At 38.3% G+C, this 18902-nt stretch carries 22 protein-coding genes; 13 read left to right on the top strand and 9 right to left on the bottom strand.

Annotation, left to right across the window (positions count from 1 at the left end; genetic code table 11):
• Nucleotides 1–206 precede the first annotated feature (206 nt).
• Nucleotides 207–347 carry a hypothetical protein gene (locus N782_RS21640; RefSeq protein ID WP_161783134.1) on the top strand — a complete coding sequence of 47 codons (141 nt, stop codon included), beginning with the start codon at nt 207–209 and terminating at the stop codon, nt 345–347.
• 208 nt (nt 348–555) lie between these two features.
• On the opposite strand, the gene N782_RS17415 is transcribed toward N782_RS21640, so the two are convergent.
• Complete coding sequence (locus N782_RS17415; protein ID WP_036823261.1) at nt 556–2016, bottom strand: SulP family inorganic anion transporter; 1461 nt, start codon at nt 2014–2016, stop codon at nt 556–558.
• A 289-nt stretch (nt 2017–2305) separates the two neighbouring features.
• Between N782_RS17415 and N782_RS17410 the strand changes: the two genes are divergently transcribed.
• Nucleotides 2306–2728, top strand: a complete 423-nt coding sequence (locus tag N782_RS17410; protein WP_036823259.1) for a universal stress protein — start codon at nt 2306–2308, stop codon at nt 2726–2728.
• A gap of 370 nt (nt 2729–3098) precedes the next feature.
• On the opposite strand, the gene N782_RS17405 is transcribed toward N782_RS17410, so the two are convergent.
• From N782_RS17405 to N782_RS17395, 3 genes are read right to left on the bottom strand one after another with little or no spacing between them, the layout of a single operon-like run.
• Entirely contained in the window at nt 3099–3608 is a 510-nt protein-coding gene (locus N782_RS17405) for a GNAT family N-acetyltransferase (RefSeq protein WP_036823257.1), read from the bottom strand.
• Nucleotides 3609–3628: 20 nt separating this feature from the next.
• A complete protein-coding gene (locus N782_RS17400) occupies nt 3629–5275 on the bottom strand; it encodes a hypothetical protein (protein ID WP_036823256.1) in 1647 nt (548 codons plus the stop codon).
• A complete protein-coding gene (locus N782_RS17395; RefSeq protein WP_036823254.1) occupies nt 5268–5993 on the bottom strand; it encodes an ABC transporter ATP-binding protein in 726 nt (241 codons plus the stop codon). The genes N782_RS17400 and N782_RS17395 overlap by 8 nt, the downstream gene beginning before the upstream one ends.
• A gap of 135 nt (nt 5994–6128) precedes the next feature.
• Between N782_RS17395 and N782_RS17390 the strand changes: the two genes are divergently transcribed.
• Nucleotides 6129–7106, top strand: coding sequence for an HD domain-containing protein (locus N782_RS17390; protein WP_036823250.1), 978 nt, complete (start codon nt 6129–6131; stop codon nt 7104–7106).
• Nucleotides 7107–7153: 47 nt separating this feature from the next.
• Here N782_RS17390 and N782_RS17385 read toward each other — a convergent pair whose 3' ends face one another.
• Nucleotides 7154–7846, bottom strand: a complete 693-nt coding sequence (locus N782_RS17385) for a Type 1 glutamine amidotransferase-like domain-containing protein (protein ID WP_152600803.1) — start codon at nt 7844–7846, stop codon at nt 7154–7156.
• 82 nt (nt 7847–7928) lie between these two features.
• Between N782_RS17385 and N782_RS17380 the strand changes: the two genes are divergently transcribed.
• The 4 genes from N782_RS17380 (at nt 7929) to N782_RS17365 (ending at nt 12595) form a co-directional block, all read left to right on the top strand.
• The gene (locus N782_RS17380) at nt 7929–8321 is read left to right on the top strand and encodes a VOC family protein (RefSeq protein WP_036823245.1); all 393 of its coding nucleotides are present in this window, start codon (nt 7929–7931) and stop codon (nt 8319–8321) included.
• A 28-nt stretch (nt 8322–8349) separates the two neighbouring features.
• Nucleotides 8350–9168, top strand: coding sequence for a cobalamin-binding protein (locus N782_RS17375; RefSeq protein WP_036823243.1), 819 nt, complete (start codon nt 8350–8352; stop codon nt 9166–9168).
• Between the two features lie 166 nt (nt 9169–9334).
• Nucleotides 9335–10894 (top strand): fatty acid--CoA ligase, encoded by a 1560-nt coding sequence (locus N782_RS17370; RefSeq protein ID WP_036823240.1) that lies wholly within the window; start codon nt 9335–9337, stop codon nt 10892–10894.
• An 84-nt stretch (nt 10895–10978) separates the two neighbouring features.
• A complete protein-coding gene (locus N782_RS17365) occupies nt 10979–12595 on the top strand; it encodes a long-chain fatty acid--CoA ligase (RefSeq protein WP_036823237.1) in 1617 nt (538 codons plus the stop codon).
• 118 nt (nt 12596–12713) lie between these two features.
• Here N782_RS17365 and N782_RS21635 read toward each other — a convergent pair whose 3' ends face one another.
• From N782_RS21635 to N782_RS17355, 3 genes are all read right to left on the bottom strand, one after another.
• The gene (locus N782_RS21635) at nt 12714–12869 is read right to left on the bottom strand and encodes a hypothetical protein (protein WP_161783133.1); all 156 of its coding nucleotides are present in this window, start codon (nt 12867–12869) and stop codon (nt 12714–12716) included.
• 71 nt (nt 12870–12940) lie between these two features.
• Nucleotides 12941–13435 carry an NUDIX hydrolase gene (locus tag N782_RS17360; RefSeq protein WP_084103149.1) on the bottom strand — a complete coding sequence of 165 codons (495 nt, stop codon included), beginning with the start codon at nt 13433–13435 and terminating at the stop codon, nt 12941–12943.
• Nucleotides 13422–13670, bottom strand: coding sequence for a hypothetical protein (locus N782_RS17355; RefSeq protein WP_152600802.1), 249 nt, complete (start codon nt 13668–13670; stop codon nt 13422–13424). Before N782_RS17355 ends, N782_RS17360 begins: the two co-directional genes overlap by 14 nt.
• A gap of 171 nt (nt 13671–13841) precedes the next feature.
• Between N782_RS17355 and N782_RS17350 the strand changes: the two genes are divergently transcribed.
• The 4 genes from N782_RS17350 to N782_RS17335 all read left to right on the top strand — a co-directional run bounded on the left by N782_RS17350 (nt 13842) and on the right by N782_RS17335 (nt 16130).
• Nucleotides 13842–14582, top strand: a complete 741-nt coding sequence (locus N782_RS17350) for an AzlC family ABC transporter permease (protein ID WP_237582685.1) — start codon at nt 13842–13844, stop codon at nt 14580–14582.
• Nucleotides 14579–14875 (top strand): AzlD domain-containing protein, encoded by a 297-nt coding sequence (locus N782_RS17345; protein ID WP_036823229.1) that lies wholly within the window; start codon nt 14579–14581, stop codon nt 14873–14875. Before N782_RS17350 ends, N782_RS17345 begins: the two co-directional genes overlap by 4 nt.
• Nucleotides 14876–14946: 71 nt before the next feature.
• On the top strand, nt 14947–15393 hold the full coding sequence (locus N782_RS17340; protein ID WP_036823226.1) for a hypothetical protein: 447 nt from the start codon (nt 14947–14949) through the stop codon (nt 15391–15393).
• A gap of 194 nt (nt 15394–15587) precedes the next feature.
• Complete coding sequence (locus N782_RS17335; protein ID WP_036823223.1) at nt 15588–16130, top strand: GNAT family N-acetyltransferase; 543 nt, start codon at nt 15588–15590, stop codon at nt 16128–16130.
• Nucleotides 16131–16534: 404 nt separating this feature from the next.
• Here N782_RS17335 and N782_RS17330 read toward each other — a convergent pair whose 3' ends face one another.
• Nucleotides 16535–17404, bottom strand: a complete 870-nt coding sequence (locus N782_RS17330; protein WP_036823219.1) for a cation diffusion facilitator family transporter — start codon at nt 17402–17404, stop codon at nt 16535–16537.
• Nucleotides 17405–17716: 312 nt separating this feature from the next.
• On the opposite strand from N782_RS17330, the gene N782_RS17325 reads away from it, so the two are divergent.
• Both N782_RS17325 and wrbA read left to right on the top strand, forming a co-directional pair.
• The gene (locus N782_RS17325; protein WP_036823216.1) at nt 17717–17932 is read left to right on the top strand and encodes a hypothetical protein; all 216 of its coding nucleotides are present in this window, start codon (nt 17717–17719) and stop codon (nt 17930–17932) included.
• Between the two features lie 268 nt (nt 17933–18200).
• Nucleotides 18201–18800, top strand: coding sequence for an NAD(P)H:quinone oxidoreductase (gene wrbA / locus N782_RS17320; protein WP_036823213.1), 600 nt, complete (start codon nt 18201–18203; stop codon nt 18798–18800).
• Nucleotides 18801–18902 lie beyond the last annotated feature (102 nt).

The raw sequence follows: 18902 nt of genomic DNA, 5'->3' as shown, positions 1-18902 counted from the left end.
CTCTAATCCATAATATCTCGAATCCAAGTCTTCAAGATAATGGGGCTATTTTGGAATAAACATGGAACACATATCTCCAACTCGTATAGGAGAGAGATAATATCTTAGAAACTAAAATATTTTTCACTCATACACTTGTCAGAAAATTTAGTATATGATATTATATAAACAATAAATGAAAACGTTTACAAAGCGGTGATTCTAATATGCAAGAGTCCAAATTGCGTAAACAAGCATTAACAGAAGTTCAAGAGAAGGTTAGTGAGCAAGAGACAAATAACTTTTTGTTTAATTATGGAACATTGGCCGTCACGTTATTGGCACTGTTAGTTGATCATTTATTTTAAAACATAATTTGAAAGCGTTAACAATTGGTACCTCCTAAAATGTACTATATAAAAGACCCCAGTCATTGGATGACTGGGGTCTTTCCCTGTTTTATTGGTAATTATAAAAACTTTTGTTTTTTGCATAACTTTATGCAGGGATTTAAATGAACTTACCAAAAAAGGGCAGCTTGCACTTCAGTAATCTGGCGCTACCTCTTTTATTCTTTTATTGGTTACCTTTATCATGAACAGCCAATTTATTTACAAGGGAAGAACTATCTTCGTTTAGACCGATAATTTCAACATTTTTACCTTGTTCTTTAAATTTCATAACGACTTTATCAATTGCTCCTACAGCTGAGTCATCCCAAACGTGGGTTTTGCTAAAGTCAATTACAATGTTCTCGGCATTTTCTTCTTGATAATCGAACTCATCTGGCATGTCTGATACGGAAGCGAAAAACATTTCGCCTTTAACCACATACATACGACGACTACGTTCTGCGTCGAGTGTTTTCTCTACATGAATGTTAGAGATTTTTGCCACGAAGAAGATTGCGCTTAAGATAACACCTGCAAGTACACCTTTAGATAAGTCGTGAGTGTAGACAACGGTTGCTACTGTCACAATCATAACGGCTGCATCTGATTTAGGCATTACATGAAGTTTTGTTAATGATGACCAATCAAATGTACCTATTGATACCATGATCATAACCCCAACAAGGGCAGCCATCGGAATTTGTACAAGAACATCTTTCAGCAAGATGATAAGTACCATTAAGAACACGCCTGCTACTAAAGTAGAAAGGCGGCCACGTCCACCAGATTTCACATTAATAACGGATTGACCAATCATCGCACAGCCAGCCATTCCGCCAAAGAATCCAGTTACAACGTTGGCAATACCTTGACCTCTTGCTTCTTTGTTCTTATCACTTGGAGTATCCGTCATATCATCTACAATTTGAGCTGTTAACAGAGACTCAAGTAGTCCAACTACTGCAAGTGCAATAGAATAAGGGAAGATAATCTGTAATGTTTCAAATGTTAGTGGAATCTCAGGAATAAGGAAGACAGGTAGTTTTGATGTTAGATTTCCCATATCCCCTACCGTTTGCACTCCAACACCTGTTGTTACTGCAATGATTGTCATTACAACAATCGCTACAAGTGGAGCAGGAACAGCTTTAGTAATATAAGGGAAGATGTAAATGATTGCTAACGATCCAGCTACCATTAGATACATTGCCATGCCAGCACCTTCGAAGTAATCAAGCTGGGACATGAAGATTAAAATACCTAGTGCGTTTACGAATCCTACCATTACCGATCTAGGAATGAACTTCATAAAACGTCCAACCTTCAATACACCAAAAATGAATTGAATAATTCCGGTTAGGATTGTAGCGGCAAGCAAGTATTCTAATCCATGATTGGCTACCAATGTAACCATCAACAAGGCCATCGCGCCTGTTGCAGCAGATATCATGGAAGGTCGACCACCAATGAAAGCAATGACTACAGCAATACAAAATGAAGCATACAACCCTACCATTGGATCTACACCTGCGATAATGGAGAAAGCAATCGCTTCAGGGATAAGGGCTAGTGCCACAACTATACCTGCAAGGACATCTGCCTTCACATTACCGAACCACTGTTGTTTAATTGTTTCTAGGTTCAATTTAGCACCTCTTTCTATTTTATTAATTTCTTAGAGCGACTTTCGAACTCGCCGAAAGTCATAACCGATTGCAACGAGAAAGATTATAACACGAAGATAGAAAATCAAATAATGGCATGTAAGCGCATAAATTAAGAACATGCTTTAAATATCTCTTAATTGCTTGTTTATAGATGCCAAAACCATAAAAATGACATTTTTTTGTCTGAATTTTTAATTCTGAGGTAAGTACGTGTTTAATCATGATAGAATGAAGGAAAAATATATGGTTAGTAAGGAGGAAATTTTCGTGTATAAAAAGATATTATTAGCAGCAGATGGTTCGGATCATGCTACTCGTGCAGCACATCATGCTGCTCATCTAGCAACAATTGAGCCGGATGCAACGATTACCATCGTGTACGTTGTCGATCCAGCTTCCTCAAAGCATGATGTTATTGCTGAGGGGCGTAGTAGTACGTACTTAGAAGAATTACGTCATGAACGAGTTCGTCCTGTAGAAGAAATTGTGGAACAAAAAGGCGTCTCCTTTGACTATAAACTCTTAAAAGGTGAGCCTGGTCCAGAGATTGTTCATTATGCAAATGATGAGCAATATGACGTTGTTGTTATGGGGAGCCGTGGATTGAATACATTTCAAGAAGTAGTGCTTGGAAGCGTTTCTCATAAAGTAGCTCATGGAGCAAAATGCCCTGTCATGATAGTTAAATAATAATGATACTACTAAAAAATCGAGCGATTAGCTCGATTTTTTTTATATAAGGCTTTGTTAAAGTTTGATTTTGATATAATAATGAACTAGTTTTATGTTCTACCATATAAGCACCATTATATTGAAGACTTGAATTCGAGATATATTGGGGGTGAGAGATGTTTCCGTTTCTTTAAATGGAATAAAGGTGGCCGTGGAACAACTCGCGTCCTGCCGGCGACCCTACGTCGTGTAGGGCCGCCGGCAGGAGGCGAGCCGTTTCCCACCCTTCCCTAACCCTCATTAAGCATCGGATCCACCTAACCCAAATTATCTCGAATCCAAGTCTTCCAGATTAAAATGTTTTCTTGAATAAGAAGCACATGAGCTTTTATTCAAGAAAATTATTCATTAATAATTCATCTATATATTGTCCCTCTCCACGTTTGATAGCTTGTTTTTTGTATCCATATTTCTCGAAGCCACATGATGTATATAAGGCTATGCCTGGTTCATTTGTAGCCACTACTGTGAGTTGCAATTGCTCCAGGCCAATGTGCTTGCCATATTCCATGCATCGTTGAATCAGTTCTTTGCCAATGCCTTTTCCTCTTGCGGAAGGTGTTACATACATGGCGAATACATTTCCTATATGATCAAGTCCTTGCTGTGATTCAGGGACTAGAGTTGCCACTCCTAGTAGGTGACCTTCTTGGTAAGCGCCAATATTATAATTAATGTCGTCGTTTAAACGTTCAGCTGTACTATCTATTGGGTTTTCCCGTTTTATGGCATCTTCGTACGTAGTTAGAAAAGCACTAGGTTCTTGCTGAAGTGCTTCTAATCGTAAATTCCAATACGCTTTTGCATCTGTTGCATCAAGTCTCTTGTAATCTACCACTGTTATTGCTCCTTTCGTTACTACTTTTCCATAATATACATGAATTGATTATGAACGGTCTGTATTAATTTTCGTTGCGTGAAATAAATAGAAGCTCCAATTACAATACTTAGGATCAAGAAAGTTATCCATACGTTTGTCACGAAAGGAAGGAACCATAAAGATAATACCAGTGTTCCGAAACCGAAAAACAATATGAGTAAACTTAGTAATGGTGCAAATCTTGATTTGAAAACCTGTTGTTCATCGTTCCAGTTTAACTTTGGATTATAAATATCAATATACACTCCTATTAAATTACTAATCCAACTACCACCTATAACTAAGATTAACCAAAGAAGGAGGACAATTATAGGGACATTGATGACGAATCCAAATAGAATGAGTAATAAAACAATAGAAACGAATTCTACAATCCAAGCAGCTAATAACTTTCCATACAGAATGGTTTTCGGTTGAATAGGCATATATAAGTTGGTGAACCAGTTCGTGCCTTCACGAGATATGGAAGAGGTTGCCGTTGCATTGGTCCCTAATACAAAGAGGGAAAATAAAAACATGGCTAATAGAATGCTTTTGGGAGCAATGCTCTGAAGTGTATCAGCCATAGCACCTATATTTTCATCAATGAACATCATAATAAAGATGAAAAAAGGTGCAAACAAACTATTGATTACACAGTTCATAAAGAACGCTGGTGTACGTATGATTGTTTTAAGCTCTTTGATTGTATAAGACCAAAGAATAGAACGTGATGAGGTTCTTGTTTCTATATTTGCAACTTTCTTCCCTTTTCCACCTCCAGCTATGCCAAGTACTCCTTGATAATAAAAACGTTGTCCAAAAACAATAAACAGTGCCATTGCAATAACTGTGATGAGTAAAAATAGGATTAGAAATAGGATGCTGTGCCACCATACCTCCACCTCAAGAGCATTGGTTGCTGCATAAACATTCGGCAGGAATTTGGTGAAATTCCATAATAATTGATCCTGTTGCTCCACCCATGTTGCAAAGCCTTGAGAAAGTTGCTCTGTATCCTGGTTCAGACGAATGATGACATTAAAACCTACAATTAAGAAAAGAGAGAACATACCAGCAACAAGCTTGGTTCGATCTTTATTCTTGGATATGTTGGCATACCGCATAAGTACCATCACCATTAGTGACGATAAGATGAATGGAATCAGCGGAAAGAAAATGAAGGTTAGAAAGCCGTTTAAAGCGAATAATATACCACCTCCGGAAGCAAGACCATAGAAAAATAGAATGGGTACAATAATTACCGCTGATAGTCCGTAAATGGTAAGTAATGGCGCTAAGGATTTCCCAATTACGAGCTGATAAGGGTGAAATGGCATGGCTAAGTAATCTTCAATATCCTCTGCAAAATAGAAAGAAGAAAGTATAGATGGAATACTTGTGAATAATAAAAGAATGCCAGTTAGAACAAGTCCGGTTGCGATAATGATAGATTCATGTCCTGTTGGTTCTAATACTAGATATAAGGAAGATATAATTGTATTTAATAAGAACATCCACATAATACCGATAGGAATCAGTGCGATACTAATGATAAATACATTAAACTTGAACTTTTCATCTTTTCCAACCATGGAAAAGTGCATCTTCACCATTGTTTTAAAGAGAAGGAGGGTCTTATTCATGATTGGTCAACTCCAGGAAGAGTTGCTCAAGAGACCCTTCTGTATTAAACTTCTCACGCATATCATCCATTTGTCCTGTGAATTCAAGTTTTCCATTATTGATAATGGCAACTTGATCACACAATTGCTCCACCACTTCAAGAACGTGGGTGGAAAAGAAAACAGTCTTTCCTTTTCGGGCATGCTCTCTCATCATCTCTTTCAATTTGTAAGACGATTTTGGGTCTAATCCTGTAAGAGGCTCGTCTAAAATCCATACATCTGGGTCATGCAATAGTACCCCACTGACGATAACTTTTTGTCTCATACCATGAGAGTAAGTTTGAATCGCATCATTTAGCACTTCATATATCCCAAACTCTTTCGTAAGGTATTCGATTTTTTCCTTGCGTTGATCTGTTGGTATGTCGTAAACATCTCCAATGAAATTTAAGTATTCAATCCCTTTTAACCTTAAAAACATATTTGGGCTGTCTGGTACATATCCAAATGTTTTCTTTGCCTCTAAGGGATGCTTAGAGATATCAAAACTGTTGATTGTAATGGTTCCTTCATCTATGGGAAGAATGCCAGTTAACATTTTTATCGTAGTTGATTTACCTGCTCCATTTGGGCCTAAGAAACCAAAGATTTTCCCATCTGGGATTGTTAGGTTTAATTGATCAACTGCTTTTTTATCACCTGAATAGCTTTTCGTTACATTCTGAAACTGAATCATGGGCACCCACCTTTTTTAAACTTACACCTATATGTACGAGAGAAATCTCTATTTTGATTCACATCAATATCGGTAACATATGATACGCTAATCATAGCAGAAAATACAGAACATGACAGTTTTAGGAGGCACAGAGTGATTATTGAAGATGATATCTATGGCACGTTTACTATTCAAGAGCCAGTCCTCAAAGAATTAATAGAAACTAGTTCCATTCAACGGTTGAAAGGAGTTCATCAAGGAGGGGGAAGTTATCTAGTTAATGAGAAATGGAATGTCACTCGTTATGAACATTCAGTTGGTGTAATGTTGTTTATTCGAAAAATGGGAGGATCATTAGAAGAACAGATAGCTGGACTCTTACATGATGTATCGCATACTGCGTTTTCGCATGTGATTGATTATGTGATGGAGGAGGAAAAAGAAGACTACCATGAACATATTTTTAAGGAAATCATCTATCAATCTGATATTCCCTCCATTATCGAAAAACATGGATTTGATATAGAGCCTATCCTAGATGAATCAAATTGGCGAATTCTAGAACAACCATTACCAGATTTATGTGCCGACCGAGTTGACTATACGCTACGCGATATGTATCACTACCAAGGGTTAAGTAAAAAGGAAATAGATGACTTTCTTCAAAGCTTACAGTTCGATGGTAATAACTTATATTTAACTAACACTCACGTAGCAGAATGGTTTGTTCGATTGTTTTATAGGGAAGTCATCGATTTCTTTATGCATCCCCTCAATGTGTATGGTTCCCAACAGTTAAAGCAGCTATTGAAAGTTGCACTTGAGAAGCATGTTATCACAACCGAGGATTTCCTATTACAAGATGACGAGGTATTAGATCTAATTCGCCAAAAAAGTGATGATAAGCTATCCACTCTCTTAAATGGATTACAAACAGATATTACTGTCATAGAGGATGAGCAGCTTTATGATTATCATCAAAAGAGCAAATTACGTTACATAGATCCATTTGTAATAACTGAAAGTAAAAGTCTTCAACGAATTTCCTCCTTAAGTGAAAGTGTGAAGTATGAGACAAACAAGGCAAAATTAAAGTCAGAAAAAGGTACATATGTACGTAGGATAAGATAGTGTGATTTAAATAGAAGGAAGCCTTATGAAAGGCTTCCTTCTTATATTTATAGATAATCCATATCAAACGGTTTTTCGGTAATTTCATGATTATCAAGTGTTACTTTATAAGCAGTTGCTTTTGGTCGTGAAGCTATGGCTGCATGAAGGGTGTTCCCTACAAAGTGAAGGGCAGCACCATCATCAAGGGCATAGCCAGGCTTCATGGTACCATTTTCTATAAAGGTACGGTAATGATATTGCCTCTCTGATTCTCCGTCATAGTGAGGACATAAGCTTCCTTGTAAAAATCCAAGAGTACGAACGATGGTCCATTCACCAGGTACGGAGTCAGACAGCCCTTCCTCAAACCAACAAATAGCACCAGCACTAATTCCCGCAAGTATGATACCTTGGTCTAAGGCTTTTCGCAGAATTATGTCTAATCCCCATTCTTTCCATAATGCGATTAAATTTCGAGTGTTCCCTCCTCCTACATAAATAATGTCTTGCGATAACAAAAAAGCTTCTTTATCTGCAATAGTTTGTTGTAGTAAGGAAAGATGAGTAGGCTCACAATTTTCCTTTTCAAAAAACTCATAGAAGCGTTGTATATAATCTTCTGCATCTCCGCTGGCAGTAGGGATGAAACATATTTTTGGGTTGATTTGTGCGGATTGGTTTAGTATATAACGGTCTAGTTTAGGGTTGTCTGGTTCTTGAGAGAATCCACCACCACCCATAGCAATAATGTTCATTATGTAGCCTCCTTTTGTAATTTCTCTTATTCTATCAGTTTTTTATAAAATGTTATAATAGTATGAAAAATATAAGGGTGTTTATATGAAGGTAGAAGGGTTTAATCATATCACAATCAATGTAAGTAATCTCAGTCAGTCGTTAGCCTTTTACGTGGATATGCTAGGAATGGATCTTATTCACAAAGGAAACTATGACGCTTATCTGGAGTGGGGAAAAGCGTGGGTGTGTCTCCAGGAACGTTCTTCTTATGTTGAGTCATCACAAAATCAAATAGGATTCGATCATGTAGCGTTCACTATTAACGAAATTAATTTTCACGAGGCTGCTACGTATTTGATAGAACAACAGGTAACCATTACTCGAGGTCCCACAAAACGTGGAGGAGGTTGGACGATTAATTTTCTCGACCCTGATGGCACGGTTTTGGAATTACATTCTGCTACATTACATGATCGAATGCAGGTATGGGAGTAACAAAGGAATTATATTGGGAGGTGAAGGAATGAGAATAGTATCAATTTGCCCGAGTAATACGGAGTTGGTTGCGTACCTAGGGTTAATGGATCAACTTGTAGGGGTAGATCAGTGGTCAGATTGGCCAGAAGAAGTGAAGGAATTACCACAATTAGGTCCTGATTTATCAATAGATATGGATAAAGTGGAGGAGCTTCAGCCTGATCTTGTCTTGGCTTCGTTAAGTGTACCTGGTATGGAAAAGAACATAGAGGAATTAAACAATCGTAATCTTCCTCATATCATTTTAAATCCTAATTCATTAGAGGATATCGCTGAAGATTTACTAAAAGTTGGCGAACATACGGGTGTGTCTGAACATGCTCATTATGTGGTAGACCAGTTTCGTAATCTAATTCAAGAATATAAGCAATTAGCTGAAACGATAGAAGAAAAGCCAAAAGTGTATTGGGAATGGTGGCCAAAACCCATTTTCACTCCAGGAGGAACGAATTGGCTTACGGAAATCAGCCGACTTGCTGGAGCCGAAAATGTATATAGCCATATTGAGCAAGCTAGCATACAAACAAAGTGGGATAAAGTACTAGAGCTTAATCCTGATGTGATATGTATGGCCTGGGTTGGAGTTGCGGAGAAGAAAATGAAACCTGATCTGATAAAGAAACGACCAGGCTGGGAACAGATGAGTGCTGTTCAATACAATCGAATTTACCCGTTAGAAGAAGCTCTATTTTGTCGTCCATCACCAAGGCTATTGTTTGGCTTGCAAAAATTAGCTTATTTGCTTCATCCAAACGTGTATCCGAAAGTGGAAGCTGAAGATCCTTTACAACGTTCATTAGAATAAACGAAAAATTATGAAAATTTACCCATAGTTGCAGGAATTAAGCGATCTAAAACCTAATATAGTATATAGGATTGTGTGTTTATGTTCTAACCCCTTTGTCTACAAGTGCAGAGGGAGAAATCCTGTTATTTTATGAAAGCGTTTACTTATCTAAGGAGGGAAATGTGTGTATCTTACATTGGATCAAATGTTTGACTTAACCGTTAAGAAGAATGTGAACAAAGAAGCCCTGGTTGATTTAACGAAGAATAAGCGCTTAAGTTTTGGAGAATGGCAACAAGAAGTGAATCAATTAGCGAATGCATTACGTGCAGCTGGTGTTGAAAAAGGAGATCGTGTTTCTACGTTTATGTTTAATACGCACGAGCTAGGAACAACGCTTTTTGCATGTTCACGTATAGGAGCAATCTTTAATCCGATTAATTTTAGATTAGAGCCAAAAGAAGTCGATTTCATTTTGAAGGATGCAGAACCTAAAGTGGTTATTTTTGAGAAAGTGCTAGAGCCAGTTGTAGCTTCTATCCAGGAAAACCATCCAGAGGTATCGTTTTGGTTCATTGATTCCCAACCTCCAGCTTATGCTGTGAATTATCACGAACGAGTGCAACAAGCACCAAAGGTGAAACCTGATATTGAAGTTAGTGAAGATGACGATTATGCAATCATGTACACTAGCGGAACGACAGGAAGACCAAAAGGGGTTGTACACCGTCATAGAGATATGGTGGAACAAAGCCTTGGAACCATTGCGCAGCTTGGACTATCTCAGCATGATCGTGGCTTAGTAACAGCGCCAATGTTTCATTGTGCAGAATTGCACTGCTGCTTTTTACCTCGTGTTCATGTCGGAAGTACAAATGTTATTATGCACCATTTTGATCCTAAACAAGTACTCGCTAACATCGAAGAAGAAAAGATAAGTTGTTTCTTTGCAGCGCCAACGATGTGGAATATGCTTCTTCAAGAAGACTTATCTCAGTATAACTTAGAGTCATTAAAAGTTGGGCTATATGGAGCGGCACCTATGGCTCCTGCTTTGGTTTCTGCATGTAAAGACAAGTTAGGAATTGATCTAGTACAGGCATATGGGATGACAGAAATGGGACCAGCGATTACGTTCTTAGATAAAGAAGAGCAGCTATCCAAAGCCGGGTCAGCAGGACGTGCGTGCTTTAACCATGAAGTTAGAGTCGTAAAGACAAGTGAATCAGGATTATCAGATGCTGAAGATATTGCTGAGCCTGGTGAAGTGGGTGAAATCATCGTCAGAGGACCATCGATGATGAGGGAATATTTCAAACGACCGGAAGCTACAGCTGAGGTCTTACGTGATGGATGGTATTTCTCTGGTGATTTAGGCTTTATGGATGAAGAGCAATATTTGTTTGTAGCGGATCGAGTGCGTGACATGGTTATTAGCGGCGGAGAAAACATCTATCCACGAGAAGTGGAGGATCTTTTACATGCTCACCCTGGTGTACTTGATGTTGCTGTACTTGGGGAACCTCATGAATTTTGGGGCGAATCTGTTGTAGCAGTAGTCGTGAAAAAAGATGAGAGTGTGACAGACAAAGAGTTAGATGATTACTGTAAAGCAAGTGAGGATTTATCGAATTATAAACGTCCGAGAAGGTATGTATTCGTAGATGAATTACCTCGTAACGCAAGTGGAAAAATTCAAAAATTCTTATTGAGAGAGCAGTTCAAAGCTGGTTCCATGTCGTAAAAGCTTTCGGAACAAAGGAAGTACGTAATGAAGGTTTGGATGAATGGTAAACATATCAATCATTAGATGAAAGGACGATTCAAAATGATGAATGTACCGTTAACATTGCCGATGATGATGGAAAGAGCGGAAACGTATTTTCCTAAGAAACAAGTTATTTCCCGAACATTAGATGGTATCCATCGAATGAACTATAAGGAACTTGGATTGCGTACTAGAAAGTTATCTCATGCATTAGAGAAGCTTGGAGTTCAAGAAGGAGACAAGGTAGGTACATTTGCTTGGAACCACCACCGTCATTTGGAAGCGTATTTTGGTATTCCAGGAATGGGAGCAGTCCTTCATACGATAAATATACGTCTTGCAGGACAGCATATCTCTTATATTGTAAATCATGCAGAAGATCGTGTGTTGCTCATTGATGCAGATTTATTACCTTTGATAGAAGCGGTTCAAGATGAACTAAATACTGTTGAAGCATATGTCGTTATGACAGATCAGGAAGAGCTACCTGACACAAGCTTAGCTCCAGTCTATCATTATGAAAAGCTATTAGAAGGTGCCGATGCCTCCTATGACTTTAAAAAAGATATCGATGAGAATGCTCCTGCGGGCATGTGCTTTACGTCAGCTACAACTGGTAATCCAAAAGGTGTTGTTTATTCTCACCGATCAATTGTCCTACATAGCATGGCGCTAGGATTAGCCGATAGTGCAGCTGTGTCTGAATCTGATGTAACGATGCCTGTTGTTCCTATGTTCCATGCGAATGCCTGGGGGTTGCCGTTTGCAGCAGTATGGTTTGGAACCACTCAAGTCATGCCAGGACCTCAATTTACACCTCAAGCACTAGCCGAGCTCATTGAATCTGAAAAGGTAACTTTATCAGCTGGTGTCCCTACCATTTGGCTTGGCTTACTAAGAGAATTAGATACAGGTGATTACGATACAAGCAGTTTACGAGCTGTCTTATGTGGAGGCTCCGCAGCTCCAAAAGGTATGATTCAAGCATTTGAGTCTAAATATAATATCCCGTTCATTCATGCTTATGGTATGACGGAAACAACGCCTCTTGTATCTCTTTCTAGGTTAAAAAGTTATCAAACAGACCTTGAAGAAGAAGAACGTCTAGAGATTCGGTCTAAACAGGGAACAATGGTACCAGGTGTGGAAATGAAAGTCATTGGAAAAGATGGGGAAATCAACTGGGACGGACAGGAAATGGGTGAGCTCTTACTTAGAGGCCCATGGATAGCTGACGAGTATTATCAAGATGATCGTAGTTCCCAAGCCTTTGTAGATGGCTGGCTCCATACAGGTGATGTCGTAACAGTAGATGAAGAAGGAACGATTAAGATAGTGGACCGTACCAAAGATTTAATCAAGAGTGGCGGTGAATGGATTTCCTCAGTAGATTTGGAGAACGCACTAATGGCTCACGAAGCTGTATTTGAGGCATCTGTTATTGCAGTACCTCACGAAGAATGGCAAGAACGACCACTTGCATGTGTCGTGTTGCATGAAGGAACTCATGCCTCCAAACAAGAGATATATGATTTTCTAAAGCCTCAATTCGCTAAATGGTGGTTGCCCGATGATATTGTGTTTATGAAAGAGATTCCCAAAACTTCAGTAGGAAAATTTCTGAAGAGGGCGCTTAGAGATCAGCTTAGTGATCATTTTGTAGTAGCAAATGATTAAAGAAACATGCTAAAGCTAGGAATGTAGGACTCGAAATATGTATTTTCTTAATAAAAAAAGAGGGGGGTCCCCCCTCTTTTTTGTACAATCAAAATGCTAATCTACTCATCTTTCACACTCAGTCTTCTATTTCTACTTCATAGGCTTGTGGAATATACAGTGCTTCGTACGAGGTAAGGTCGTTTTCTTCCACAAATTCCTTCATCTCTTCTTCACTATCAAACCACTCATAGCTACTAGCATTATACGTTAGTAAATATTCTGGTTCTTTCATGGTAATCCATCCTAACTATTTTTGTTATTAGTCTATTAAAAATAAGTAGGATTTATACTAAGAAAATCTAGTTAATTATGTACTCCTATTTCAATATAGCCCTTGATATGGGCTTGAAGGACCGCATAACATAATTCGGAATCGTGGATTGTATTCTCTTTAATTTTTGAAAGACAGTCTTGTATCGTGAGTCTTTGAATTTGGATATATTCATGTGATTCTGTACGCTGAATCCCTTGATCGAGAATCTCTTCAGTGTAGTACGCATGTGTCACTTCATTTGAGTACCAGGCCGCTGGGACCATGCTTCCTAAATAATGAACTACACCACACTCATAGCCTGTTTCCTCTTGAAATTCTCTTCTTACCGCATCTTCAAGATTTTCTTGCTCTTCTACTCCGCCTCCAGGTAATTGGATAATATAATCATCTAAAGGCGCTCGGTATTGATTGATTAAAATAAATTCCTTATTCTCTCTTGCAAGAAGGACTACGGATTCGTTAACTCTATTAGATATGGAACCTTTTACTTTTGAATCAAAAGGTGAACTATCATTTCCTATCATTTGTCTTCCCTTTACTATTTTCTCTTTTGTATCGAATCCATCCATAAATAAACATGCAGATCCCTATTGAGGAGAGGTAGATATAGGAGGGCATGGTTTTGTCAGCAAAAAAATAAATACCTCCGAAGAACACAGCAAGTATAATCCCTATTTCCATCGGTTTATTCTTTTTAGGACCAAAGATAAGTAGGGAAATAAATAATATAATGAGGCTATATCGAACTAATTCACTCATTTCAATATCCCCTTTGTATTTTGTTATTATATACAATAACAAAAATTTGGAAATCACTCTATGAATTAGTATATAATTTATAGTAGTGTTAATCTCCATCATTTATCTCTTCTCAAAACGAAGTGAACTACTATATAATGAATAAAATTATAGGCCGAGGAGGGAATGGGTTTGCAAACCAACACAGTACATTCTGTAGATCAAAACACTTCTGCTATGTATTTTGTTCATAGAGGTGCATTTGCTGCGCTGCCGATTGTATTTGGTTATTTACCAATCGGAATTACATATGGTGTCCTTGCTAAGCAAGCGGGTCTCTCTCTAACAGAAATTACATTGATGAGTGTTTTCGTCTTTGCTGGTGCTGCACAATTTGTGGCTGTAAGCATGATGAATGCTGGTGCTTTATTTGTTGAAATTGTTCTTGCTACGTTTGTTTTAAACTTAAGGCATTTTGTGATGAGCTTCTCGATAATGAATCGATTACGTTCTGCTTCATTAAAATGGAAAATTCCTATTTCATTAGGTCTGACAGATGAAACCTTCTCTGTAGCCTCTTTATACCCAAAGGAAGGTCAGAAAAAAGGTGGGATGTGGTTTTATGCGTCTATGATTCTAGTATCGTATTTTGCTTGGATACTTGGATCATTAGCAGGAGGTTTGTTGGGAGAGGTTATTCCTGACGCGTTAAGTCAGAGTATGGGAATTGCACTTTATGCCATGTTTATAGCCTTGTTGATTCCTTCTGTCCGCAATGAATGGCGGATTGGCCTAATTGCAGTTCTAAGTATGATGTTGAATTATATAGCTTATAAGATTACAGGAAATCAAGGATGGTCCATCGTGCTGGCCACTATACTAGCGGGGGCAAGTGGAATCTGGCTTCTTCCTCAAGAGGAGGTGGAGGAATGATAGCAATTATTATAGGGATGGCTGTTGTTACGATGATACCAAGGTTTTTACCCGCTTTCGTAGTCGATAAATGGGTCTATCCAAAGTGGGTGAGTCGATGGTTAAATGCTATTCCGTATGCAGCATTAGGGGCACTCATTTTTCCATGGATTACCGGAGTGATTGAAGGAAAGCCTTATATAGGTGTTATTGGTGGACTGGTAGCAGCAGTGCTTGCCTTTTTTAAAATTAATACCATTATTGTGGTGTTAGGAGCAATTATTACTGTTTTTATCTTCAATACTGTCCTCTAGTCATTTGTCACACGTTTTGGGTTCTTGCATATAGTGTAGAGAATTCATAACGGGAAGGGGATACATTTGTGATGTATGATCCGCGTCAAAATCAATTTGATTGGCTAGGTCAGCTTCTTTTTCCTGGCGGAGGAGGTGGAGGGTTTCCAGGCCAACAGCAATTTGGACCTCCAGGACCGCCACCAGGTCAAGGTGGAGGTGGGCAACCCCCATTTGGACCACCTTCAGGGCAGGGAGGATTCGGTCCTCCAGGGCCACCACCATCTTCACCTCCATTTGGTCAAGGGCAACAAGCAGGATATGGTCAGCCAGGCTTATTTGCAGTAGACCCAGGAGCTTTGAGAGGATGTTTATATCGTTATACGTGGGTTCGGTTAAATAATGGTAGAGCGTTTTGGTATTATCCAACCTTTATTGGAAGAACATCAGTAGCTGGGTATCGTTGGAGAAGAAGCCAACAAAGATGGGTTTACTTCGGTATCGATACAGACCGTATTTCTTCATTCTCATGTCAATAATGATAGAGGACGTCATCTGAGGGTGACGTTCTTTCGCTTAATTTAGTTGTACAAAAAATGTACTCTTATACATACGGTGAGATTTAAGATAGCTAAAATTAGGATGAGTATATACAACATTCAGGAAGTTAAAATAGACAAGCTTTCCTATGCATATACATACGTTAAGGAACGAGAAAAGGGGGAACTTTACGATGAAGATTCGAAAAGCCCAACTTAAAGATGCTGAAGCGATTGCCCATGTTCATGTCTCCAGCTGGCAATCTACTTATCAACACGTGATTGAAGAAGAATATATTCAAAGCTTGAATGTCGAAAACCGCATTACATTATGGGAGACTGTTTTAACAAAACAGATCAATGGTCAAACCGTTCTTCTTGCAGAGACTGAACAGGGTGAAATTGTTGGATTTATTTCAGGTGGAAAAGAGCGGACAAAACGCTATGGGTACGATGGAGAGATTTATGCGATATACTTACTTGACCAATATCAGGGAAAAGGGTATGGAACACAACTGTTTAAGTCATTCGTAGAGAATATGAAGGAAGAAGGGTACGAGTCAATTTTGGTCTGGGTGCTGACTCAAAACCCTTATAAGCGCTTTTATGAAAAGTTTGGTGCTACTCCTGTTGAAGCAGAAGAAGTGACCATAGGGAAAGGTACCTATCAAGAAACAGCTTATGGATGGAAGCGAATGGATGTATTGGAAGAACAACTTAATAAGATGGCTATGTAAGTGAAGATGTATCTTCTGTATAAATGAGAAGTTTATTAAAGATAAAATATAAAAAGAGCACTGAATTGTTTTTTGAATTCAATGCTCTTTTTTTATAGTTAAATTAGTATTTACTTACAAGAAACACTCCAATTAATTGCTAAAAAGCTTTTATCGACTGTTGGCGTCATATTGTTCTCGATACAAGCGCTTTTTGCATAATGAAAAGAGTTATAATTTAGAACTGTTGACAAAATTAAAAGCGCTAAAACCAATAGGGATAGCGTGTATAAATTTTTCTTTGTCATCTTTTACTCACTCTTTCACTTATATATTACATCATATTAATTCAAATAAAACAAAACTACCACGTAAGTTGAATGACGTTCTTTACTATATTTTATCATAATGATACTGATAGATATCTATTCTTGATAAGGTTCGATATGAATTTGAGTATGCTTGATGTGATGAACTTCTTCGAGTGTCTCTTCAATTCTATCGGTAATATCATGGCTTTCTTTTACACTAAGGTCAGGGGCAACATGGATGGTTGCATCTACAAGCACTTGATTACCTAGTAGCCTTGCCTTTACATCTTCTACTCGTTTAACATCCGGGTCCTTAGCAATAGTATGCTTTACGTCATCTAGCAATTGTTCATCTATACCATCTGTTAAGGCATGTGTTGCATCACTGAAAATTTCGTAAGCTGTTTTACATATTATGATTCCTACTATAAATCCTGCTACAGGGTCTAACCAAAACGCTCCGAACTGTGCCCCAATAATACCTATAAAAGCCCCAATACTTACTAATGCGTCAGAACGATTGTCCTGAGCTGCTGCATAAAGGGAGTGGCTATCAATTTGCTTAGAAAGCCTAAGGTTATACTGATAAACCCCATACATGACAATTGCTCCTCCAAGTGCGGTCCAAGCAGTAAGCATACTAGGCTGATCATTAGATCCTTCCCATAGTTTAATAACTGTTTCATACAATACCTGTAAACCAATCGTCATCATAATGAAGGCTGCAATGAGGGAGCCGATTGTTTCTGCACGAAAATGTCCATAGTGATGGTCCCGATCGGGTGGTTTTCGCGAAATTTTTAGTCCGATTAAGACGGCTAGGGAGGCGACCACGTCTGTTACATTATTTAGACCATCTGCACGTAGAGCTTCTGAATTTCCTGCATAGGCTATAATTAGTTTCACTACTGAAAGAATCAAGTACGCACCTATACTGAGCCAAGCCCCTTGTTCACCTTTTTTTAACTTATCATACTCATTCATGGTTCAATCCTCCGTTAGCTCTCTTTAGCAATCTTTAGCTTACCAAAAGCAATATGACTGGGTCTAGAGAAAAAAAGGTTCATAAGAGCATCTGTATTGTTTAAGGAAAAGGATGTTTCCCTAACTCAACTATGCTTTCAATGGGCAGAAATGCCCAAATTATCCTTTGTCAACCTCATAATTTGGAATTTAAGGTTATCTTTTGTAATAAAGGGGTAAGGAAATAATATAAGAATTCATTGATAATATTTTATTATGACAGTGTACATCGAACGCTCGTTTTTTGGATATAAAACAGAAGGGGTGGTCAACATGATTAAAGAAACCGTCATTATTGAAGGCTCTGTTCGTGGGATGAAATTCTCAAAGCCAGTCTTATTACAATACAATCCTTCAGAGGAAAATGTGGAAGAAGCTATTATTAAATTTTTTGACAGTCATGCAAATTCCTTTGAAGAATTAGCTGTACAACGTGGTTGGAGAGATTCTTATTGGACATTCCCACAATATTATGAACTAGTGATTTAATCATACTTAGATGCTGACTCCAGTTGGGGTCAGCTTTCTTTTTGTCTTCTAATAAAATATGTATCATAAGGGTAGGGTGGAAATCGAGCTTGTTTTCATCTTACCCAATGATGTTAAATTTATAAGAATGTAAAATATCTCGAAATTGAAATTCTTAGTTTTGAAATAAATAAATCATGGGTATATTATGTAAGTATCCTTTTGAATGAGTCTTATTCAGAAAGGTAATACTACACAATGATATGTGATTAAAGGAGCGATGTTTACAATGGCAAAACTGGCAATTATTTATTACAGTTCAACTGGCACAAACTACAAACTAGCAAAGTGGGCAGAAGAAGCAGCCAAAGAAGCTGGTGCGGAAGTTAAGGTACTTAAAGTACCTGAAAATGCACCGCAAGAAGCGATCGAACAAAATCCAGCCTGGAAAGAGCATCTGGAAGCTACCAAGGATGTTCCAGAAGCTACTAATGATGACCTTGAGTGGGCTGATGGATATATCTTCTCTGTACCGACACGTTTTGGTAATGTACCTGGCCAAGTAAAAAGCTTCTTAGATGCAGCTGGCGGTTTATGGTTCCAAGGTAAGCTAGTGAACAAAGTCGTGAGTGCAATGTCTTCAGCTCAGAACCCTCATGGTGGCCAAGAGCAAACAATCACCAACCTTTACACCACTATGTTCCACTGGGGTGCAATCGTAGCAGCTCCTGGTTATTCAGATAACTCCATATTCGGAGCAGGTGGTAACCCTTACGGAACAAGCGTCACTGTAGATGGGGAAGGAAACATGCAAGAAGACGTAGAAGCTGCTGTTAAACATCAAGCAAAACGTACTGTAGACATTACAAATCGTATTCATAATAACTAAGAAGCAGAGGGGGCTCCCCTCTGTTTTTATTTTCCTCTTTTGATATTCCATACTAGCCCCATTATCTTGAAGACTTGGATTCGAGATAAATCTGGGTATGAA

This window comes from Pontibacillus yanchengensis Y32, assembly GCF_000770635.1.
Lineage (GTDB): Bacteria > Bacillota > Bacilli > Bacillales > BH030062 > Pontibacillus > Pontibacillus yanchengensis.
Note: the sequence above shows the minus strand (reverse complement) of the source record. Positions and strands in the feature narration are given on the sequence as shown.